Raw genomic sequence first — 19,760 nt, forward strand, 5'->3', positions numbered from 1 at the left:
CATGGCTGACATCAACAACAAGGTTTCCAAGGGCCTGCTGGGCACCAAGCTCGGCATGACCCAGGTCTGGGATGAGAACGGCAAGCTCGTTCCCGTCACCGTCATCGAGATCGCCCCGAACGTGGTCACCCAGGTTCGCACCCCCGAGAAGGACGGCTACAAGGCCGTGCAGATCGGCTACGGGCAGATCGACCCCCGCAAGGTGAACCAGCCCCTCACGGCCCACTTCGAGGCCGCGGGTGTCACCCCGCGCCGTCACCTCACCGAGATCCGCACCGCGGACGCCGCTGACTACTCACTCGGTCAGGAGCTCACGGTGGACGGCACGTTCGAGGCTGGCCAGCTGGTCGACGTCGTCGGCACCAGCAAGGGCAAGGGCACCGCGGGTGTCATGAAGCGCCACAACTTCAAGGGTGTCTCCGCTTCGCACGGTGCGCACCGCAACCACCGCAAGCCCGGTTCGATCGGCGCGTCGTCGACCCCGAGCCGCGTCTTCAAGGGCATGCGCATGGCCGGCCGTATGGGTGGCGAGCGCGTGACCGTCCTCAACCTCAAGGTGCACGCCGTCGACGCCGAGAAGGGTCTGCTGCTCGTCAAGGGCGCCGTCCCCGGTGCTCGCGGCCGCATCGTCTACGTCCGCAACGCAGTGAAGGGTGCCTGATCTCATGGCTGACTCGACTCTCGCGCTCGACGTCGTGAAGGCAGACGGCAAGAAGGCTGGCTCGGTCCAGCTGCCCGCCGCTCTCTTCGACGTCAAGACGAACATCCCGCTCATCCACCAGGTCGTCGTCGCGCAGCTCGCGGCGGCTCGCCAGGGCACCCACTCGACCAAGCGTCGCGGTGAGGTCTCGGGCGCCGGTCGCAAGCCCTTCAAGCAGAAGGGCACGGGTAACGCCCGCCAGGGCTCGATCCGCGCGCCGCACATGACCGGTGGTGGCATCGTCCACGGCCCGAAGCCGCGCGACTACTCGCAGCGCACCCCCAAGAAGATGATCGCGGCCGCCCTCCTGGGCGCGCTCAGCGACCGTGCTCGTGGCGAGCGCCTCCACGTCGTGGAGTCGTTCGCGATCGAGGGTGCCCCGTCGACCAAGGCTGCCGCTGCGGTCCTGACCGCTCTCGGCGCGACCAAGAACGTGCTCGTGGTCGTCGACCGCTCGGACGACATCAGCGTCCTGAGCGTCCGCAACATCGCGTTCGCGCACGTGCTGCCGGCTGACCAGCTCAACGCCTACGACGTGCTCGTCTCGGACGACATCGTCTTCACCAAGGCTGCTTACGACGCTTTCGTCGCGTCGAAGAGCGCCGCCACCGAGGAGGCCTCGGCATGACCGCCGTGAACAAGGACCCGCGCGACATCATCCTCAAGCCGGTCGTTTCGGAGAAGAGCTACGGGCTCATCGACGAGGGCAAGTACACCTTCCTCGTCGACCCCCGCGCCTCGAAGACCGAGATCAAGCTCGCCATCGAGAAGATCTTCGGCGTCAAGGTCGCTGCGGTCAACACGCTCAACCGCACGGGCAAGGCCCGTCGCACCCGCTTCGGCACCGGCAAGCGCAAGGACACCAAGCGCGCCATCGTGACCCTGAAGTCGGGCACCATCGACATCTTCACGGCAGTCGGCTGACGGTCGGGATAGAGGACTAGAGATATGGCTATTCGCAAGTACAAGCCCACGACCCCGGGTCGCCGCGGCTCGTCGGTGGCCGACTTCGCCGAGATCACCCGATCGACGCCTGAGAAGTCGCTCCTCCGCCCGCTCAGCAAGACCGGTGGCCGCAACAACCAGGGCCGCATCACCACGCGTCACATCGGTGGTGGCCACAAGCGCCAGTACCGCGTCATCGACTTCCGTCGTAACGACAAGGACGGCATCAACGCCAAGGTCGCTCACATCGAGTACGACCCCAACCGCACCGCGCGCATCGCGCTCCTGCACTACTTCGACGGCGAGAAGCGCTACATCATCGCGCCGAACAAGCTGGCGCAGGGCGACATCGTCGAGTCGGGTCCCTCGGCCGACATCAAGCCGGGCAACAACCTGCCGCTGAAGAACATCCCCACCGGTACCGTGATCCACGCGATCGAGCTCCGCCCCGGCGGCGGCGCGAAGCTGGCCCGCTCGGCCGGCGCGTCGGTTCGCCTCGTGGCGAAGGACGGTCCCTACGCCCAGCTGCGTCTGCCCTCGGGCGAGATCCGCAACGTCGACGCGCGCTGCCGCGCGACCGTCGGCGAGGTCGGCAACGCCGAGCAGTCGAACATCAACTGGGGCAAGGCCGGCCGCAACCGCTGGAAGGGCATCCGCCCGACCGTCCGCGGTGTCGCCATGAACCCGGTCGACCACCCGCACGGTGGTGGTGAGGGTAAGACCTCCGGTGGTCGTCACCCGGTTTCGCCGTGGGGTCAGGCCGAAGGCCGCACCCGTCACGCGAACAAGGAAAGCGACAAGTACATCGTCCGTCGTCGCAACGCCGGCAAGAAGCGGAAGTAGGAGTAGAGGAAGATGCCTCGCAGCCTTAAGAAGGGCCCCTTCGTCGACGAGCACCTGCTTCGCAAGGTCGTCGTCCAGAACGAAGCCGGCACCAAGAACGTCATCAAGACCTGGTCGCGCCGTTCGATGATCATCCCGGCCATGCTGGGTCACACCATCGCCGTGCACGACGGACGCAAGCACATCCCTGTGTTCGTGTCCGAGACCATGGTCGGCCACAAGCTGGGCGAGTTCGCGCCCACCCGCACCTTCCGCGGCCACGTGAAGGACGACAAGAAGGGCCGCCGCCGCTGACGCGGGGGCAGAGGAGAGAGAAATGGTGGAGTCCATCGCACGCGTGCGACACATCCGCGTGACCCCTCAGAAGGCTCGTCGTGTCGTTGCGCTCATCAAGGGCAAGCAGGCTGAGGAGGCCCTGGCCATCCTCAAGTTCGCACCGCAGGGTGCGAGCGAGCCGATCTACAAGCTCGTCGCCGCCGCGATCGCGAACGCTCGCGTCAAGGCTGACAAGGACGGCGAGTACCTGGACGAGCAGGACCTGTACGTGAAGAACGCGTACGTCGACGAGGGCACGACGCTCAAGCGTTTCCAGCCCCGCGCGCAGGGTCGTGCCTTCCAGATCAAGAAGCGCACCAGCCACATCACCGTCGTGCTCTCGACCCCCGAGGTCGCGGAGACGGCGCCGGCTGCCAAGAGCAAGAAGGCGAGCAAGTAATGGGACAGAAGGTCCACCCGTACGGCTTCCGCCTCGGCATCACGACCGACCACGTGTCGCGTTGGTTCTCGGACTCGACGAAGCCCGGCCAGCGTTACGCCGACTACGTCGCCGAGGACATCCGCATCCGCAAGCTCCTGCAGACCCAGCTCGACCGGGCCGGCGTGAGCAACATCGAGATCGAGCGCACCCGTGACCGCGTTCGCGTCGACATCCACACCGCCCGTCCGGGCATCGTGATCGGTCGCCGCGGCGCCGAGGCTGAGCGCATCCGCGCCGACCTCGAGAAGCTCACCGGCAAGCAGATCCAGCTGAACATCCTCGAGGTCAAGAACCCCGAGGCCGACGCCCAGCTCGTCGCGCAGGGCATCGCCGAGCAGCTCACCGCTCGCGTGGCTTTCCGCCGCGCGATGCGCAAGGGCCTGCAGGGCGCTCAGCGCGCCGGCGCCAAGGGCGTCCGCATCCAGGTCTCGGGCCGTCTCGGCGGCGCCGAGATGAGCCGCTCGGAGTTCTACCGCGAGGGTCGTGTGCCGCTGCACACGCTGCGCGCGAACATCGACTACGGCTTCTACGAGGCGAAGACCACCTTCGGCCGCATCGGCGTGAAGGTCTGGATCTACAAGGGCGACCTCACCAACAAGGAGCTCGCGCGCGAGCAGGCCAACGCGCCGAAGTCGGACCGTCGTCGTGACGACCGTCGTGGCGGCCCGCGTGGCGACCGCGGCGAGCGTGGCGGCGACCGCCGCAACGAGGCCCCCGTGGCAGAAGGAGCGTCGGCGTAATGCTCATCCCCCGCAAGGTCAAGTACCGCAAGCAGCACCACCCCGGCCGCTCGGGCCAGGCCACCGGTGGCACCAAGGTGTCGTTCGGTGAGTTCGGCATCCAGGCCCTCACGCCCGCGTACGTGACGAACCGTCAGATCGAGTCCGCTCGTATCGCGATGACCCGTCACATCAAGCGTGGCGGCAAGGTGTGGATCAACATCTACCCCGACCGTCCACTCACCAAGAAGCCGGCCGAGACCCGCATGGGTTCCGGTAAGGGTTCGCCCGAGTGGTGGGTCGCAAACGTCAAGCCGGGTCGCGTCCTCTTCGAGGTCGCCGGCGTCAACGAGGAACTCGCTCGTGAGGCCCTGACCCGTGCCATCCACAAGCTGCCTCTCAAGGCACGCATCATCAAGCGCGAGGAGGGCGACGCGTAATGGCGATCGGCACCAAGACGCTCGCCCCGAGCGAGCTCGACACGTTCGAAGATCAGCGCCTCGTCGAGGAGCTGCGCAAGGCCAAGGAAGAGCTGTTCAACCTGCGCTTCCAGTCGGCCACCGGCCAGCTCGAGAGCCACGGCCGCATCCGTGCGGTCAAGCGCGACATCGCGCGGCTCTACACCGTGATCCGTGAGCGCGAGCTCGGCATCCGTGCCACGCCCGCGCCGCTGGAGACCGCGACGAAGGCGAAGAAGACGAAGGCCAAGAAGTCGGATGAGGCTTCCGAGGCCGCGAAGGAAGAGGCCGAGTGATGGCTGACAAGAAGCAGACCGCCGAGGCGGTCGAGGTCAAGGGCCACGAGTCGTCGGAGCACGACGTCCGCGACGCCGACGCCCGCGGTTACCGCAAGGCCCGCCGTGGCTACGTCGTCAGCGACAAGATGGACAAGACCATCGTCGTCGAGGTCGAGGACCGCGTGAAGCACCCGCTCTACGGCAAGGTCATCCGCCGCACCTCCAAGGTGAAGGCGCACGACGAGACGAACTCCGCCGGCATCGGCGACCTCGTCCTCATCAACGAGACCCGCCCGCTCAGCGCCACCAAGCGCTGGCGTCTGGTCGAGATCCTGGAGAAGGCCAAGTGATTCAGAACGAGTCCCGCCTCAAGGTCGCCGACAACACGGGCGCCAAGGAGCTGCTCACCATCCGCGTTCTCGGTGGCTCGAACCGCCGTTACGCGGGCCTGGGTGACATCATCGTGGCCACCGTCAAGGACGCGATCCCGGGCGGCAACGTCAAGAAGGGCGACGTGGTCAAGGCCGTCGTCGTCCGCACCGTCAAGCAGACCCGTCGTGCCGACGGTTCGTACATCAAGTTCGACGAGAACGCCGCCGTCATCCTGAAGAACGACGGGGAGCCCCGCGGCACCCGCATCTTCGGACCGGTCGGTCGTGAGCTTCGCGACAAGAAGTTCATGAAGATCGTCTCGCTCGCACCGGAGGTGATCTGACCTCATGGCCAAGATCAAGAAGGGTGACCTGGTTCAGGTCATCACGGGCAAGAAGCAGGACAAGGGCGGCGACCGCGGCAAGCAGGGCAAGGTCCTCGAGGTCCTCGCCGAGCAGAACCGCGTCATCGTCGAGGGCGTGAACTACGTCACGAAGCACAACCGTGTCGGTCAGTCGCAGCGCGGCACCAAGACGGGCGGCATCGAGACGATGGAAGCCCCCATCCACATCTCCAACGTCCAGGTCGTCGACCCCTCGACCAAGAAGCCGACCCGCGTCGGCCACCGTGTCGAGGAGCAGACCAAGGACGGCGTGAAGCGCACCGTCCGCGTGCGCTACGCGAAGAAGTCAGGCAAGGACCTCTGAATATGAGCACCACCGCCCTCGAGACTGGCAAAATCCAGCCTCGTCTGAAGGCCAAGTACAACGCCGAGATCAAGAAGGCGCTGCAGGACGAGTTCGGCTACGAGAACGTCATGCAGATCCCCGGCCTGGTCAAGGTCGTCGTGAACACCGGTGTCGGCGAGGCAGCTCGCGACAGCAAGGTGATCGATGGCGCGGTCGACGACCTCACCAAGATCACCGGTCAGAAGCCGGTCGTGACGAAGGCCCGCAAGTCCATCGCGCAGTTCAAGCTGCGCGAGGGCCAGGCCATCGGCGCGCACGTCACCCTCCGCGGCGACCGCGCGTGGGAGTTCATCGACCGTCTCGTCAACCTGGCGCTGCCCCGCATCCGCGACTTCCGCGGCCTCTCGGGCGCGCAGTTCGACGGTCACGGCAACTACACCTTCGGTCTCCAGGAGCAGTCCGTGTTCCACGAGATCAACCAGGACAAGATCGACCGCGTCCGCGGCTTCGACATCACCATCGTGACGACGGCGAAGACGGACGCCGAGGGCCGCGCGCTCCTGCGCGCCCTGGGCTTCCCGTTCAAGTCGGACGACGCGCAGGCGTAATTCCTGAAACGGATGCTGCGGCCCGGCGCACACGGCCGGGTCGCAGCATCCGATCCCACAACTGAACATGGCAGATCATGGAAGGTCGTCTGGCGTGTAACGGCAGCCGATACCTCGTGAACAAAGGAATCAAGAAATGACAATGACAGACCCGGTCGCAGACATGCTGACCCGTCTGCGCAACGCGAACTCGGCGCACCACGACTCCGTGTCGCTGCCGAGCTCCAAGCTCAAGACCCACATCGCCGAGATCCTCAAGCAGGAGGGCTACATCTCCGCGTGGGAGGTCAGCGACGCCCGCGTCGGCCAGACCCTCACGCTGACGCTCAAGTACGGCCCGAACCGCGAGCGGTCGATCGCCGGCATCAAGCGCGTCTCCAAGCCCGGCCTCCGCGTGTACGCGAAGTCGACCGAGATCCCCCGCGTCCTCGGCGGCCTCGGCGTCGCGATCCTGTCCACCTCCTCCGGTCTGCTCACGGACCGTCAGGCAGAGCAGAAGGGCGTGGGTGGGGAAGTCCTCGCCTACGTGTGGTGATCTGACATGTCGCGTATCGGTCGTCTTCCGATCGACATCCCCGCCGGCGTGACCGTTTCGGTCGAGGGCCAGGATGTCGCCGTCAAGGGGCCCAAGGGCGAGCTCGTGCTCACCGTGGCCCGTCCCATCGAAGTCAAGGTCGAGGACAGCCAGGTCGTCGTGACCCGTCCCGACGACGAGCGCGCTTCGCGTTCGCTCCACGGCCTGACCCGCACGCTCATCAACAACAACATCATCGGTGTGACCCAGGGATACACCAAGGGTCTCGAGGTCGTCGGCACGGGTTACCGCGTCGCGCAGAAGGGCACGGCGGTCGAGTTCGCTCTCGGCTTCTCGCACCCCGTCCTCGTCGAGGCGCCCGCGGGCATCACCCTGACCGTCGAGGGCAACAACAAGCTCACGGTCTCGGGCATCGACAAGCAGGCCGTCGGCGAGGCCGCGGCCAACATCCGCAAGATTCGCAAGCCCGAGCCGTACAAGGGCAAGGGCGTGCGCTACGCCGGCGAGGTCGTTCGGCGCAAGGCCGGAAAGGCTGGTAAGTAACCATGGCTGTGAAGTCGAAGTCCGACGCGCGCGCGCGTCGTCACGCCCGCCTTCGCAAGAAGGTCGTCGGCACCACCGAGCGTCCCCGCCTGGTCGTCACGCGTTCGTCGCGTCACGTGTTCGTGCAGCTCGTCGACGACAGCAAGGGCCACACCGTGGCCTCTGCCTCGACCCTCGAGACCGACCTGCGTGCGTCCGACGCTGACAAGACCGCCAAGGCCCGCAAGGTCGGCGAGCTTCTCGCCGAGCGCGCGAAGGCCGCCGGCGTCTCGGACGTCGTGTTCGACCGTGGCGGCAACCGCTACGCCGGCCGTGTCGCGGCGATCGCCGACGGCGCCCGCGAGGGAGGTCTGAACCTGTGAGTGACAACAAGGAGAACATCGTGACCGAGCAGGCTGCTGCCGAGGCCCAGGCCCCGGCTGCTGACGCGCCCGCCGAGCGCGAGCGCGAGCCGCGCCGCGGTGGTCGCGAGCGCAACCAGACCCGCGGTGACCGCGGTGGCCGCGACCGCAACGAGAGCCAGTTCCTCGAGCGCGTCGTCACCATCAACCGCGTGTCGAAGGTCGTCAAGGGTGGTCGTCGCTTCAGCTTCACCGCGCTCGTCGTCGTCGGCGACGGCAACGGCGTGGTCGGCGTCGGCTACGGCAAGGCCCGCGAGGTGCCCCTGGCGATCTCGAAGGGTGTCGAAGAGGCCAAGCGCAACTTCTTCCGTGTGCCGCGCGTCGGCTCGACCATCCCGCACCCGGTGCAGGGTGAGGCCGCTGCCGGTGTGGTGCTGCTGCGCCCCGCCGCCGCCGGTACCGGTGTTATCGCCGGTGGCCCGGTGCGCGCCGTCCTCGAGTGCGCCGGCATCCACGACGTGCTGTCGAAGTCGCTCGGCTCGTCGAACACGATCAACATCGTCCACGCGACGGTGGAGGCCCTGAAGCAGCTCGAGGAGCCCCGTGCGGTCGCCGCGCGTCGCGGTCTCGACTTCGACCAGGTCGCCCCCGCCCGTCTCGTCCGTGCCGAGGCTGAGGCCGCGGCCGCTGCGAAGGCAGGTGTCTGATGGCTGCGCGCCTGAAGGTTACGCAGGTCAAGTCCAAGGTGAGCGAGAAGCAGAACCAGCGTGACACGCTGCGTTCGCTCGGTCTGAAGCGGATCGGCGACTCGGTCGTCCGTCCCGACGACGCGCAGACGCGCGGTTACGTCCGGACCGTCGCGCACCTCGTGAAGGTTGAGGAGATCGACTGATGGCTGAGAAGAACGACGCCGTCGAGGCCGAGAAGGCCCCGAAGAAGGCTGCTGCTCCCAAGGCTGCCGCCGAGAAGAAGGCGCCCGCGAAGGCAGCCGCCGCCAAGGCCGACAAGGCTGAGAAGGCGCCCGCCAAGAAGGCCGCCGCGAAGAAGGACGCCCCGGCTTCGCGCCCGGGCGTGCTCAAGGTGCACCACCTGCGTCCGGTCCCGGGTTCCAACCAGGCCAAGACCCGCGTGGGTCGCGGTGAGGGCTCGAAGGGCAAGACGGCGGGTCGCGGTACCAAGGGTACGAAGGCCCGCTACCAGGTCAAGGTCGGCTTCGAGGGTGGGCAGATGCCGCTGCACATGCGCACCCCGAAGCTCCGCGGCTTCAAGAACCCGTTCCGCGTGGAGTACCAGGTCGTGAACCTGGACAAGCTCGCGGAGCTGTACCCGGCCGGTGGCGACGTCACCATCGGCGACCTGGTCGCCAAGGGTGCAGTGCGCAAGAACGAGAAGGTCAAGGTGCTCGGCACCGGCGACATCTCGGTGAAGCTCAACGTGTCGGTCGACAAGGTCTCGGCCTCCGCCGAGCAGAAGATCGTCGCCGCGGGCGGCGCCGTCAAGTAATACGCACACAGTGGGGGTCGGAGCTTGCTCCGGCCCCCTCTGGGTTACCCTGGACGTCGGCACGTCTGCGTGCCGACGCCCCTTCTGGAGGAATCCTCTTGTTCAGCGCCATCGCGCGGATCTTCCGCACACCCGACCTTCGGCGGAAGATCGCTTTCACCCTGGCGATCATCGCCCTGTATCGCTTCGGCGCGCACGTGCCTGCGCCCTTCGTCGACTTCCCGAACGTGCAGTCGTGTCTGCGGCAGTCCGCGGGCACCGAGGGCCTCCTCTCGCTGGTGAATCTGTTCTCCGGCGGCGCCCTCCTGCAGCTGTCGATCTTCGCCCTCGGCGTCATGCCATACATCACGGCGACGATCATCGTGCAGCTGCTGCGCGTCGTCATCCCGCACTTCGAGACCCTCTACAAGGAGGGCCAGGCGGGCCAGGCCAAGCTCACGCAGTACACCCGCTACCTGACGATCGCGCTCGCGCTCCTGCAGTCGACGACGCTCGTCACCGTTGCGCGCAGCGGCCAGCTCTTCGGGACCACCGGCGTTCCCGAGTGCGAGAACCTCCTCACGAACGACGTGTGGTGGGCTCAGCTGCTCATGATCATCACCATGACCGCCGGCACCGGCCTCATCATGTGGTTCGCCGAGCTCGTCACCGAGCGCGGCATCGGCAACGGCATGTCGCTGCTGATCTTCACCTCGATCGCCGCCGCGTTCCCCGCCTCGATGTGGGCGATCTGGCAGTCCAAGGGCTTCGAGGTCTTCCTGCTCGTCCTGGCTGTCGGCATCGTCGTCGTCGCGCTCGTCGTCTTCGTCGAGCAGTCGCAGCGCCGCATCCCGGTGCAGTACGCGAAGCGCATGGTCGGTCGCCGCACCTACGGCGGCACGAATACCTACATCCCGATCAAGGTCAACATGGCCGGCGTCGTGCCCGTCATCTTCGCCTCGTCGCTGCTGTACATCCCGGCGCTCATCGCGCAGTTCAACCAGCCGCAGGCGGGCGAAGAGGTTCCGGCCTGGGTCGCGTGGATCCAGCTGTACCTGGTGCGCGGTGACCACCCGCTGTACATGGCGCTGTACTTCCTCCTCATCGTCGGCTTCACGTACTTCTACGTCGCGATCACGTTCAACCCGGTCGAGGTCGCCGACAACATGAAGAAGTACGGCGGCTTCATCCCCGGCATCCGTGCAGGTCGTCCGACGGCGGAGTACCTGGACTACGTGCTCACGCGCATCACCCTCCCGGGCTCGATCTACCTCGGTCTGATCGCGCTCCTGCCGCTCATCGCCCTCGCGACGGTCGGTGCCAACCAGAACTTCCCGTTCGGCGGCGCCTCGATCCTCATCATCGTCGGCGTGGGTCTCGAGACGGTGAAGCAGATCGACGCGCAGCTCCAGCAGCGCCACTACGAAGGGCTCCTCCGATGACGCGACTTCTGATCGTCGGCCCCCAGGGTTCCGGCAAAGGCACGCAGGGCATCCGCATCGCCGAGGCGTTCGGCGTCCCGGCCATCTCGACGGGCGACGTGTTCCGCGCCGCCGTCGCGGACGGGTCGGAGCTCGGCAGCCAGGTCAAGGCCATCATCGAGGCGGGCGACCTCGTCCCCGACGAGCTGACCAGCGCCGTCGTGCGTGAGCGTCTCTCGCAGGAGGACGCCGAGGGTGGCTTCCTGCTCGACGGCTACCCCCGCAACGTCGCCCAGGTCATGCACCTGGACGAGTTCCTCGAGGGCCGCGACGAAGAGCTCGACGCCGTGATCCTCCTGGACGTGCCGCGTGACGAGAGCATCTCGCGCATCGCGGGCCGTGCCGCCGAGCAGGGCCGCAGCGACGACACCGAAGAGGTCATCGCGAACCGCCTGGCGATCTACGAGCGTGAGACGGCACCGATCCTCGGCGTCTACGAGGCGCGTGACCTCGTCGTGTCCGTCGACGGCGTGGGCACGCTCGACGAGATCACCGAGCGGATCGTGTCCGCGCTCGAGGCTCGCGGGCTCGTCCGCGTCCCCGTCGCCTGATCCCGTGTCGCTCCGCCGTTCGATCTACAAGTCGCCCGCCCAGCTGCGTGCGATGGTGGAGCCCGGGCTCATCACGGCTGCGGCGCTCGACGCGGCCCGCGGCATGATCGCGCCCGGCGTGACGACGGCGGAGCTGGATGCCGCAGCATCCGCTCTCATCACCGGCCGGGGCGCGAAGTCCAATTTCCAGATGGTGCGCGGGTACCGCCACACCATCTGCGCCTCGGTCAACGAGGAGGTCGTGCACGGCATCCCGGGCGACCGGGTGCTGGCGCCCGGCGACATCCTCTCCATCGACGCCGGCGCCGAGTACAAGGGCTGGAACGGGGACTCCGCCTTCACGTTCGTCCTGCCGGATGACAGCCGCCCCGAGCTCGTCGCCGCACGGCAGCACCTCTCGGACGTGACCGAGGGATCGCTGTGGGCCGGTATCGCCGCACTCGCCTCCGCGAAGCACATCGGCGAGGTCGGCACGGCGATCCAGGCGCACATCGAGGCGAACTCGCCGGACTCCGGAACCTACGGCATCCTGCGCGAGTATGTCGGTCACGGCATCGGCCGCAAGATGCACGAGTCGCCGTCGGTGTTCAACTACCGCGTCGCCGACCCCGGGCCGGAGGTGCGTCCGGGTCTCGTGCTCGCCATCGAGCCCATGGTCGTCATCGGCGACCAGGCCACGTTCGTCGAGGACGACGGATGGACGGTCTCCACGATCGACGGGACGGCCGGCTCCCACTGGGAGCACAGCGTCGCTGTTCACGAAGACGGAATCTGGGTGCTGACGGCACCCGACGGCGGTGCCGCGGGACTTGCGCCCTTCGGCGTGACCCCGCGCGAGATCGCCTAGGAGGCACGACATGGCACAGACGGCACGCAAGACCAACTGGTTCGCGATCTGGGTGACCCTGGGCGTCGTGGTGGCACTCGTGCTCGTCACCGTGCTCGTCATCACCCTGAACAACGCGGCGACGCCGAAGCCGCTGCCGACCGAGGTGAACACGCCGACGTCGGCGGGGATCGACACGGAGACCGGCGCCATCCTCGTCGGAGACGGTCCCGACCGCCTCGACACCTACATCGACTTCATGTGCCCCGTGTGCAATCAGTTCGAGCAGATCTACGGCGCCGAGATCGAGAGCATGGTGAGCGACGGCAGCATCACGCTCGGCATCCACCCGATCTCGATCCTCGACAGCCAGTCCAACGGCACCCAGTACTCGACGCGTGCGGCGAATGCCGCCTACTGCGTCGCCGCGGCGGACCCCGACGCGTCGCTGCCCTTCCTGCAGGCGATGTTCGAGAATCAGCCCGCCGAGAAGTCAAGCGGCCTCACGAACAGCGAGATCCTCGAGATCGCGTCCGGCGTGGGTGTCACGGGGATCGACTCGTGCGTCAACGACGGCACGTACGCGGGCTTCGTCACCGAGAAGACGGAGGCGACCCCGATCCAGCCGGGCTCCTCGGGCATCGGAACCCCGACCATCGCCGTCAACGGCCAGGTCATCGCGAATTCGCAGCTGCCGCCCGCCGGCTCGCTCGCAACGCTCTTCGAGTAAGCCTCGGACAGAACGGATGCCGCGCCCCGCGGCATCCGTTCCCTGCAGTGTCGCTCCCTGCCGGCGCACCTTGCGCCCAAACCACCCCTTCTCGCCGAAACCACCCACGACGGTCGGTCGGAACCGGGTGGGCTCGGCGAGAAGAGGTGGTTTGGGCATCGGGGCCGGGATGCGCCTTCTCACTCTGCCGGAGCAGGGTGGCCGGTTCCTCCACAGGTGCGGAGCGGGCGTTCTCCTCCACGGACTCGCGCTCTGCGGATGACGGGAGGGGCGCGTGTCGTACACCGTCGTGGTGTGAAGATCGACGACGCCCGAACTCGCGTCATCCGGCGGGGCGAGATCCTCGCGAACGGGACGACGGAGCGACAGCTTCGGACGCTCGTGGCGGCGGGGGAGCTGGTCCGTATTCGAAGCGGCTTCTATGCCACTGGGAGGACATGGACCGGGCTGTACGCGGAGGACCGTCACCTGCTGAAGGTCGTGGCCGCCGACGCCGCGCGGCGCGATGGCGATGTGGTCTTCTCGTCGGTCTCGGCGGCGGTGGCGCACGGTCTCCCGCTGTTCCAGATTGTGCCCGAGTACGTTCACGTCGCAGGACCGCGAACGGATGCCGTCGCGAGGCCGAAGGCCGGACTCTCCCACCACTCTGCATTGTTGTCGGACGGCGACAAGGTCGTGATCGATGGGGTCCCCTGCACCTCCCTGGCGCGGACGGTCTTCGATCTCGTGCGGACGATTCCGCGCGCGCCCGCGATCGCGGCGGCGGATGCAGCTCTCCGGCTCGTCGCGTGGGATCCGCGGAGCCGCAAGTATGACGAGGCCGCCGCCGAGGCGTTCCGGCGGCAGCTCCTCGACAGATTGACAACGGCGCGCGGAGCCCGGGGCGTGCGGCAGGCTCGATTCGTGGTCGCTTTCGCCGATGGCCGCGCCCAGCTGCCCGGCGAGAGCGTCAGTCGGCTGCACCTTCACGACCTCGGCTTCGCCCCGGCTCGTCTTCAGGTGCCCATCCTCGGCCCGCGTGGCGAGGACTGGGCCATCGATTTCAGCCTCGACGACGTCGATGCCTGGGGAGAATTCGACGGAACGGGAAAGTACACCGACCCGGCCTTCCTTCGAGGACGAACGGCGGAGCAGGCGGTGCTGGCAGAGAAGTATCGGGAGGACTGGATCCGCGGGACCACCAACCGCAGGTTCGCAAGGTGGGGGATGGTGCACATCGGTTCCGCCGATGACCTCGCCCGGCGGCTCGCCGCCTTCCATATCCACGCGCCCGGGTGAACCCCTCGGCCCAGCGCCCCTGAGGCGGATCACCTCGCCCAAACCACCCCTTGTCGCCGAAACCACCCGAGATCGCGCGTCCGCGCTGGGTGGACTCGGCGACAAGGGGTGGTTTGGGCGCATTGGCGGGGAAGACTGCGGGACAGCGGGGCGCGGGGCGTGGGGCGAAGCCGGTGGTTTGCCGAGGCATCCACTATCACGTATGCTTGATCTTTGGTGCGTTGCGCCTGTATTGGCGTGTCGTCGCACCGAATCCCATCCACCGCAGATCGACCGGTCTGCATAAGTGTTAGCGAGCGTATGGCGAAGAAAGACGGTGTCATCGAGATCGAGGGCGTCGTGTCCGAGGCGCTGCCCAACGCGATGTTCCGCGTTGAGCTCAGCAACGGCCACAAGGTCCTCGCGACGATCTCCGGCAAGATGCGGCAGAACTACATCCGCATCATCCCCGAGGACCGTGTCGTCGTGGAGCTGTCGCCCTACGACCTCACCCGCGGGCGCATCGTCTACCGCTACCGCTAGGCCGGTCGAGAAGTAACACCCCACGCTCCGGCGTGCCCGGTGAAGACAGCGAAGAGAAGAAATCATGAAGGTCAACCCCTCCGTCAAGCCCATCTGCGACCACTGCAAGGTCATCCGTCGCCACGGTCGCGTCATGGTGATCTGCAAGAGCAACCCGCGTCACAAGCAGCGCCAGGGCTGAGTTCGCCGCACAGCGACGTCAGGTCTGACCGGATGCCGCGCGCCGCGGCATCCGGTACCCCACAACTGAATACGACTACAGGCAGCGTCAGAACCTCTCCGGAGGGGACACCTCGGGCTGGGGGCCCGGGCACCGACACTGCTCCACACCTCCACCAACTCTCAGGAGAACCGCATGGCACGTCTTGCCGGCGTTGACATCCCGCGCGACAAGCGCGTGGTGATCGCCCTCACGTACATCTACGGCGTCGGCCGTACCCGCTCGAACGAGATCCTCAAGGCGACGGAGATCGACGAGAACATCCGCGTCAAGGACCTCAGCGACGACCAGCTCGTTGCGCTCCGCGACTACATCGAAGGCAACTACAAGGTCGAGGGTGATCTCCGCCGTGAGGTCGCCGCCGACATCCGCCGCAAGGTCGAGATCGGCTCGTACGAGGGCCTGCGCCACCGTCGCGGCCTCCCGGTGCGCGGTCAGCGTACGAAGACGAACGCGCGTACCCGCAAGGGCCCGAAGCGCACCGTCGCCGGCAAGAAGAAGGCGCGCTAAGGCGCGGCCCCAGGGTTTAGGAGAGCAAAGCAATGGCACAGGCCAAGTCCGCCGCGCGCAAGCCGCGCCGCAAGGAGAAGAAGAACATCGCGCTGGGCCAGGCCCACATCAAGTCGACGTTCAACAACACGATCGTCTCGATCACCGACCCGTCGGGCGCCGTCATCAGCTGGGCGTCGTCGGGTGGCGTGGGCTTCAAGGGTTCGCGCAAGTCGACGCCGTACGCCGCCGGCATGGCGGCCGAGTCCGCTGCCCGCCAGGCGCAGGAGCACGGCGTCAAGAAGGTCGACGTCTTCGTCAAGGGCCCGGGCTCGGGCCGCGAGACCGCGATCCGCTCGCTCACGGCCGCCGGCCTCGAGGTCGGCTCGATCCAGGACGTGACGCCGCAGGCCCACAACGGCTGCCGTCCGCCCAAGCGCCGCCGCGTCTGACATCCCGGAGCCGGGGCACCCCTCGTGGGTGCCCCGGCTACCGCACGCTTCACGGATGGCTCGTTCCCGAGGCATCCCCGAGAAAAACTCAACACCTCACCCACCGCACGTGTCATATAGCGGGCACGTGATCGAAAGGAACACATAGTGCTCATCGCACAGCGTCCCACTCTGACCGAGGAGAAGGTCGGGGAGTTCCGCAGCCGCTTCATCATCGAGCCGCTGGAGCCCGGCTTCGGTTACACGATCGGCAACGCGCTGCGTCGCAGCCTCCTGTCGTCGATCCCCGGCGCCGCAGTGACGTCGATCCGCATCGACGGCGTCCTCCACGAGTTCAGCACCATCCCGGGTGTGAAGGAGGATGTCACCGAGATCATCCTCAACATCAAGCAGCTGGTCGTCTCCAGCGAGCGCGACGAGCCCATCACCGCGTACCTGCGCAAGACCGGCGCCGGTGAGGTCACCGCCGCTGACATCTCCGCTCCCGCGGGCGTCGAGGTGCACAACCCCGAGCTCGTCATCGCGACGCTCAACGACACGGCCAAGTTCGAGCTCGAGCTCACGATCGAGCGCGGTCGCGGCTACGTGTCGGCGACCCAGAACCGCAACGAGTACGCCGAGGCCGGCCAGATCCCGGTCGACTCGATCTACTCGCCGGTCCTGAAGGTGTCGTACCGCGTGGAGGCCACCCGTGCCGGTGAGCGCACCGACTTCGACAAGCTGGTGCTGGACGTCGAGACCAAGTCGTCGATCGCCCCGCGCGACGCCGTCGCGTCGGCCGGTCGCACCCTGACGGAGCTCTTCGGCCTGGCCCGTGAGCTCAACGTCGAGGCCGAGGGCATCGAGATCGGCCCGGCGCCGGTCGAGACCGTCCTCTCGAACGAGCTGTCGATGCCGATCGAGGACCTCGACCTGTCGGTGCGTTCGTACAACTGCCTCAAGCGCGAGGGCATCAACACCGTGTCGGAGCTCGTCGCCCTCTCGGAGACGCAGCTCATGAACATCCGCAACTTCGGTCAGAAGTCGGTCGACGAGGTGCGCGACAAGCTCGTCTCGCTCGGGCTGTCGCTGAAGGACTCGGTCCCCGGGTTCGACGGCGCGCACTTCTACGGCGGCTACGACGACGAGACCGTCTGAGCCGATTGGTTCCGGATGCCGCGGCTCGCGGCATCCGTCCCCCCGACCGACTTTTCACACTGGAGTAACTGAGAATGCCCAAGCCCACCAAGGGTCCCCGCCTCGGAGGCGGCCCCGCCCACGAGCGTCTGCTGCTTGCGAACCTGGCCGCCGCGCTGTTCACCCACAAGTCGATCAAGACGACCGAGACCAAGGCCAAGCGCCTGCGTCCGCTCGCCGAGCGTCTCATCACGTTCGCGAAGCGCGGCGACCTGCACGCGCGTCGTCGCGTGCTCTCGGTCATCGGTGACAAGGAAGTCGTGCACGTCCTGTTCACCGAGATCGCTCCGCTGGTCGCGGACCGTGACGGCGGCTACACCCGCATCACGAAGGTCGGCAACCGCAAGGGCGACAACGCGCCCATGGCCGTCATCGAGCTCGTCCTCGAGCCCGTGACGAAGAAGCCGTCGGCCGAGAAGGCTGCCGCCGCGAAGGCCGCTCCGGCCGAGGAGGCTCCCGCCGAGGAGACCGACGCCTCGGAGACGCCCGCCACCGACGAGGCCGCCGACGCCGGCGCCGAGTCGCAGGAGGAGGGCGCCGCCGCCGAGGCTGCTGCCGAGGAGGCCGTCGAGGCTCCTGCCGAGGAGAAGTCCGCGTAACGCGGATCCAGCTGGGCGCAGCAGCCCGGCACCCCTTGCACCGCGAGACCCGCCACCCACTGGGTGGCGGGTCTCGCTGCGTTCCCGAGGACGGATGCTCGGCTCCCGCGGAGGGACGCTGCGCGGCGGTGGGAGCGCTACGGCGTGAGGTCGGCGCTGAGGATCTCGGCGAGGCGGTCGGCGCGGTCGGCGGCGTACTCGCGGCGCTCTTCGGCCAGCTCGTCCACCGCGGCTGCGACGGTGTCGGCGAAGATGCGCCCGCCCGCGGCGCCGGGATGGATCTTGTCACCGGCGAGCAGGTCCTCGTGGGGCGCGATGGCACCCGACCAGTCGGCGACGATGACGTTGCGGTGGTCCTCGGCGAACTCGGCGAGCTCGGCGTTGACGCCGGGGATCCAGTCGCGCGGCGCGTAGGCGTTCACCAGCACGAGGTTGCGCTTCGTGCCGACGGTGTCGGCGAGGTGCTCGAGCGTCGAGGGGTCCACCGCGCCGTTCGTGCCGAGGGCGACCACGACGTAGGGTCGCAGGCGGCCCGTGGCGTCGAGCTCGTCGACGATCTCCGGCCCGGCCCACATGGAGCGCGACACCTCGGCGTCGACCTCGATGCCCGGCAGGCGTTCCATGAGGCCACCGGCTGACGCGAGCATGACGGAGTCGCCCACGGCGCTGATCTGGTCGCCGGCGACGTCGGCGGGCGCGGGGGACGCAGCATCCGTTGCCGACGGATTCGGGGCGATCGGCGCGGGATCCTCGCGCAGCGCCTTCTCGAGCGCGGCGCGACCCGCCTCGACGGCGGCCTCGGCGCTGGTCTCGTCGGGGGAGACCGCGATGGCGGCGCCGGCGCCGGCGAGCACGAGAGCCCCGCTGAGCGCGACGCCGACTGCGCCGAGCCGGGCGCCGGGGTCGCCGCGCAGCCGTGCGGCGAGCATGCGGACCGAGGCGCGGAATCCGTGACGGCGCACCGGGGTCTCGATGAAGCGGAACGACAGAGCGGATGCTGCGGCCGTCGCCGCGAGCACGCCCAGGCCGATCCACGTCGGTGCCGTGGCGACGGTCGCGTCCGGCGCGAACGCCGCGACCGCGAGCACGAGCAGCGGCCAGTGCCACAGGTAGATGCCGTAGGAGCGGTCGCCGATCCAGCGCATCGGTCGCGCGTCGATCGCCGGCCCGAACCAGGAGCCCGGCCACACGCCCGCGACGATCGCGAGTGCGCTGAGCAGGCTCGCGGCCAGGAGAGCTCCGGGGAACGTGAGGGCCGCGGTGCTCTGCGGCACCATGGCGAGCGCGATGAGGCCCGAGAGGGCGAGCACACCGGCCGCCCCGGTCAGCTTCCGCGCCGCCCTCGAGTGCGCCCATCGTGGGCCGCCGGTTCTCGACACCGGCGTCAGCAGGAACGCCAGGCCGACACCGAGCAGCAGCCCGAAAGCGTGGGTGTCGGTGCCGAAGTATGCGCGCGTGACGTCGCCGCCGCCCGAGACGGTGACGCCCATCCAGACGGCCGATGCGGCCGCGAGGGCGAAGGCTGCCGTCGAGCGGGCCCACGTCCGCGGCAGCAGCACGAACAACGGGAAGAGGAGCGGCCAGAGCACGTAGAACTGCTCTTCGACCGCGAGAGACCAGAAGTTGCGGAACAGCTCGGGTGTCGCGGCGGCGAAGTACCCGCCGCCGCCCGCGACCGACACCCAGTTGTAGCTGAAGGTCGCGACGCCCAGCACCTGCGCGTCGAGGTCGACGAGCACGTCGCCGCCGACGACCCAGGCGAGCGCCGAGCACACCACGACCACGACGGCGAGCGCCGGCAGCAGGCGTCTCGCACGCCGTTGCCAGAAGCGGCCGAGGGCCACTCGTCCGGTGGAGACCCGCTCGCGCAGCAGCAGGCTCGTGATGAGGAAGCCGCTGATCACGAAGAACACGTCGACCCCGACGAAGCCGCCCGGCAGCAGCGCCGGCGGGAACAGGTGGTAGACGACCACGAGCAGCACCGCGATCGCGCGCATGCCGTCCAGCCCGGCGAAGCGGGCGGGCGGGGCGGTGGCGGGCGCTGTCGACGTCATGGGTTCTCGCGAACGAAGGTGGGGGGAAACGGCAATTGTACGTGGCGTGGCTGGGCGTATCACGGCGCGCGGTCGCGCCTCTTTGCCAGAGGCAGGCCGAGCGCTACTCTTG

The 19,760-nt window shown here is 67.9% G+C and carries 31 protein-coding genes; 30 read left to right on the plus strand and 1 reads right to left on the minus strand.

Annotated elements, in window-relative coordinates:
- Window position 1 precedes the first annotated feature (1 nt).
- The 30 genes from rplC to rplQ all read left to right on the plus strand — a co-directional run bounded on the left by rplC (window position 2) and on the right by rplQ (window position 17,594).
- Window positions 2-661, plus strand: a complete 660-nt coding sequence (gene rplC, locus MRBLWH3_RS06565; protein WP_116194496.1) for a 50S ribosomal protein L3 — start codon at window positions 2-4, stop codon at window positions 659-661.
- Window positions 662-665: 4 nt separating this feature from the next.
- A complete protein-coding gene (gene rplD / locus MRBLWH3_RS06570) occupies window positions 666-1,328 on the plus strand; it encodes a 50S ribosomal protein L4 (RefSeq protein ID WP_363429835.1) in 663 nt (220 codons plus the stop codon).
- Window positions 1,325-1,624 carry a 50S ribosomal protein L23 gene (rplW, locus tag MRBLWH3_RS06575; RefSeq protein WP_045301485.1) on the plus strand — a complete coding sequence of 100 codons (300 nt, stop codon included), beginning with the start codon at window positions 1,325-1,327 and terminating at the stop codon, window positions 1,622-1,624. Before rplD ends, rplW begins: the two co-directional genes overlap by 4 nt.
- A 24-nt stretch (window positions 1,625-1,648) precedes the next feature.
- The gene (rplB, locus tag MRBLWH3_RS06580) at window positions 1,649-2,488 is read left to right on the plus strand and encodes a 50S ribosomal protein L2 (RefSeq protein WP_116194494.1); all 840 of its coding nucleotides are present in this window, start codon (window positions 1,649-1,651) and stop codon (window positions 2,486-2,488) included.
- A gap of 12 nt (window positions 2,489-2,500) precedes the next feature.
- Window positions 2,501-2,782, plus strand: coding sequence for a 30S ribosomal protein S19 (gene rpsS, locus MRBLWH3_RS06585; protein ID WP_045275479.1), 282 nt, complete (start codon window positions 2,501-2,503; stop codon window positions 2,780-2,782).
- A gap of 22 nt (window positions 2,783-2,804) precedes the next feature.
- Window positions 2,805-3,203: a 50S ribosomal protein L22 gene (gene rplV, locus MRBLWH3_RS06590; RefSeq protein WP_045301488.1), complete on the plus strand. Its 399-nt coding sequence runs from the start codon at window positions 2,805-2,807 to the stop codon at window positions 3,201-3,203.
- Window positions 3,203-3,985 carry a 30S ribosomal protein S3 gene (gene rpsC / locus MRBLWH3_RS06595; RefSeq protein ID WP_045301490.1) on the plus strand — a complete coding sequence of 261 codons (783 nt, stop codon included), beginning with the start codon at window positions 3,203-3,205 and terminating at the stop codon, window positions 3,983-3,985. The genes rplV and rpsC overlap by 1 nt, the downstream gene beginning before the upstream one ends.
- Window positions 3,985-4,404, plus strand: a complete 420-nt coding sequence (gene rplP / locus MRBLWH3_RS06600; protein ID WP_018171451.1) for a 50S ribosomal protein L16 — start codon at window positions 3,985-3,987, stop codon at window positions 4,402-4,404. The genes rpsC and rplP overlap by 1 nt, the downstream gene beginning before the upstream one ends.
- Window positions 4,404-4,718 carry a 50S ribosomal protein L29 gene (rpmC, locus tag MRBLWH3_RS06605; protein ID WP_109210485.1) on the plus strand — a complete coding sequence of 105 codons (315 nt, stop codon included), beginning with the start codon at window positions 4,404-4,406 and terminating at the stop codon, window positions 4,716-4,718. The genes rplP and rpmC overlap by 1 nt, the downstream gene beginning before the upstream one ends.
- Window positions 4,718-5,050, plus strand: coding sequence for a 30S ribosomal protein S17 (gene rpsQ, locus MRBLWH3_RS06610; protein WP_363429839.1), 333 nt, complete (start codon window positions 4,718-4,720; stop codon window positions 5,048-5,050). Before rpmC ends, rpsQ begins: the two co-directional genes overlap by 1 nt.
- Window positions 5,047-5,415, plus strand: coding sequence for a 50S ribosomal protein L14 (gene rplN / locus MRBLWH3_RS06615; RefSeq protein ID WP_045301495.1), 369 nt, complete (start codon window positions 5,047-5,049; stop codon window positions 5,413-5,415). Before rpsQ ends, rplN begins: the two co-directional genes overlap by 4 nt.
- 4 nt (window positions 5,416-5,419) lie before the next feature.
- A complete protein-coding gene (gene rplX, locus MRBLWH3_RS06620) occupies window positions 5,420-5,779 on the plus strand; it encodes a 50S ribosomal protein L24 (RefSeq protein WP_159846873.1) in 360 nt (119 codons plus the stop codon).
- Window positions 5,780-5,781: 2 nt separating this feature from the next.
- A complete protein-coding gene (rplE, locus tag MRBLWH3_RS06625; RefSeq protein ID WP_363429842.1) occupies window positions 5,782-6,369 on the plus strand; it encodes a 50S ribosomal protein L5 in 588 nt (195 codons plus the stop codon).
- A 136-nt stretch (window positions 6,370-6,505) separates the two neighbouring features.
- Window positions 6,506-6,904, plus strand: a complete 399-nt coding sequence (rpsH, locus tag MRBLWH3_RS06630) for a 30S ribosomal protein S8 (RefSeq protein ID WP_116194490.1) — start codon at window positions 6,506-6,508, stop codon at window positions 6,902-6,904.
- A gap of 6 nt (window positions 6,905-6,910) precedes the next feature.
- Complete coding sequence (rplF, locus tag MRBLWH3_RS06635) at window positions 6,911-7,447, plus strand: 50S ribosomal protein L6 (RefSeq protein WP_363429844.1); 537 nt, start codon at window positions 6,911-6,913, stop codon at window positions 7,445-7,447.
- Window positions 7,448-7,449: 2 nt separating this feature from the next.
- The gene (gene rplR / locus MRBLWH3_RS06640) at window positions 7,450-7,809 is read left to right on the plus strand and encodes a 50S ribosomal protein L18 (protein WP_045301506.1); all 360 of its coding nucleotides are present in this window, start codon (window positions 7,450-7,452) and stop codon (window positions 7,807-7,809) included.
- Window positions 7,806-8,495: a 30S ribosomal protein S5 gene (gene rpsE / locus MRBLWH3_RS06645; RefSeq protein WP_084695719.1), complete on the plus strand. Its 690-nt coding sequence runs from the start codon at window positions 7,806-7,808 to the stop codon at window positions 8,493-8,495. Before rplR ends, rpsE begins: the two co-directional genes overlap by 4 nt.
- The gene (gene rpmD, locus MRBLWH3_RS06650; RefSeq protein WP_018171461.1) at window positions 8,495-8,680 is read left to right on the plus strand and encodes a 50S ribosomal protein L30; all 186 of its coding nucleotides are present in this window, start codon (window positions 8,495-8,497) and stop codon (window positions 8,678-8,680) included. Before rpsE ends, rpmD begins: the two co-directional genes overlap by 1 nt.
- Window positions 8,680-9,291: a 50S ribosomal protein L15 gene (gene rplO, locus MRBLWH3_RS06655; protein ID WP_342001843.1), complete on the plus strand. Its 612-nt coding sequence runs from the start codon at window positions 8,680-8,682 to the stop codon at window positions 9,289-9,291. Before rpmD ends, rplO begins: the two co-directional genes overlap by 1 nt.
- A gap of 98 nt (window positions 9,292-9,389) precedes the next feature.
- Window positions 9,390-10,712, plus strand: a complete 1,323-nt coding sequence (gene secY / locus MRBLWH3_RS06660) for a preprotein translocase subunit SecY (protein WP_045301508.1) — start codon at window positions 9,390-9,392, stop codon at window positions 10,710-10,712.
- Complete coding sequence (locus tag MRBLWH3_RS06665; RefSeq protein WP_363429847.1) at window positions 10,709-11,302, plus strand: adenylate kinase; 594 nt, start codon at window positions 10,709-10,711, stop codon at window positions 11,300-11,302. The genes secY and MRBLWH3_RS06665 overlap by 4 nt, the downstream gene beginning before the upstream one ends.
- A gap of 4 nt (window positions 11,303-11,306) precedes the next feature.
- A complete protein-coding gene (gene map, locus MRBLWH3_RS06670; protein WP_363429849.1) occupies window positions 11,307-12,149 on the plus strand; it encodes a type I methionyl aminopeptidase in 843 nt (280 codons plus the stop codon).
- 10 nt (window positions 12,150-12,159) lie between these two features.
- Window positions 12,160-12,858 (plus strand): DsbA family protein, encoded by a 699-nt coding sequence (locus MRBLWH3_RS06675; protein ID WP_363429851.1) that lies wholly within the window; start codon window positions 12,160-12,162, stop codon window positions 12,856-12,858.
- Between the two features lie 294 nt (window positions 12,859-13,152).
- Window positions 13,153-14,136 (plus strand): type IV toxin-antitoxin system AbiEi family antitoxin domain-containing protein, encoded by a 984-nt coding sequence (locus MRBLWH3_RS06680; protein ID WP_363429853.1) that lies wholly within the window; start codon window positions 13,153-13,155, stop codon window positions 14,134-14,136.
- A 300-nt stretch (window positions 14,137-14,436) separates the two neighbouring features.
- On the plus strand, window positions 14,437-14,658 hold the full coding sequence (infA, locus tag MRBLWH3_RS06685; protein WP_018171468.1) for a translation initiation factor IF-1: 222 nt from the start codon (window positions 14,437-14,439) through the stop codon (window positions 14,656-14,658).
- A 64-nt stretch (window positions 14,659-14,722) separates the two neighbouring features.
- Window positions 14,723-14,839: a 50S ribosomal protein L36 gene (rpmJ, locus tag MRBLWH3_RS06690; protein WP_005050492.1), complete on the plus strand. Its 117-nt coding sequence runs from the start codon at window positions 14,723-14,725 to the stop codon at window positions 14,837-14,839.
- 174 nt (window positions 14,840-15,013) lie between these two features.
- Window positions 15,014-15,388, plus strand: a complete 375-nt coding sequence (gene rpsM / locus MRBLWH3_RS06695; RefSeq protein ID WP_141892573.1) for a 30S ribosomal protein S13 — start codon at window positions 15,014-15,016, stop codon at window positions 15,386-15,388.
- 32 nt (window positions 15,389-15,420) lie between these two features.
- Window positions 15,421-15,819 (plus strand): 30S ribosomal protein S11, encoded by a 399-nt coding sequence (gene rpsK, locus MRBLWH3_RS06700; RefSeq protein ID WP_018171470.1) that lies wholly within the window; start codon window positions 15,421-15,423, stop codon window positions 15,817-15,819.
- A 147-nt stretch (window positions 15,820-15,966) separates the two neighbouring features.
- A complete protein-coding gene (locus MRBLWH3_RS06705) occupies window positions 15,967-16,956 on the plus strand; it encodes a DNA-directed RNA polymerase subunit alpha (RefSeq protein WP_363429855.1) in 990 nt (329 codons plus the stop codon).
- 74 nt (window positions 16,957-17,030) lie between these two features.
- Window positions 17,031-17,594 carry a 50S ribosomal protein L17 gene (gene rplQ, locus MRBLWH3_RS06710; RefSeq protein ID WP_363429857.1) on the plus strand — a complete coding sequence of 188 codons (564 nt, stop codon included), beginning with the start codon at window positions 17,031-17,033 and terminating at the stop codon, window positions 17,592-17,594.
- 137 nt (window positions 17,595-17,731) lie between these two features.
- Here rplQ and MRBLWH3_RS06715 read toward each other — a convergent pair whose 3' ends face one another.
- A complete protein-coding gene (locus tag MRBLWH3_RS06715; RefSeq protein ID WP_363429859.1) occupies window positions 17,732-19,648 on the minus strand; it encodes an acyltransferase family protein in 1,917 nt (638 codons plus the stop codon).
- Between the last annotated feature and the right edge of the window lie 112 nt (window positions 19,649-19,760).

It is taken from the genome of Microbacterium sp. LWH3-1.2 (assembly GCF_040675855.1).
Taxonomy (GTDB): Bacteria; Actinomycetota; Actinomycetes; order Actinomycetales; family Microbacteriaceae; genus Microbacterium.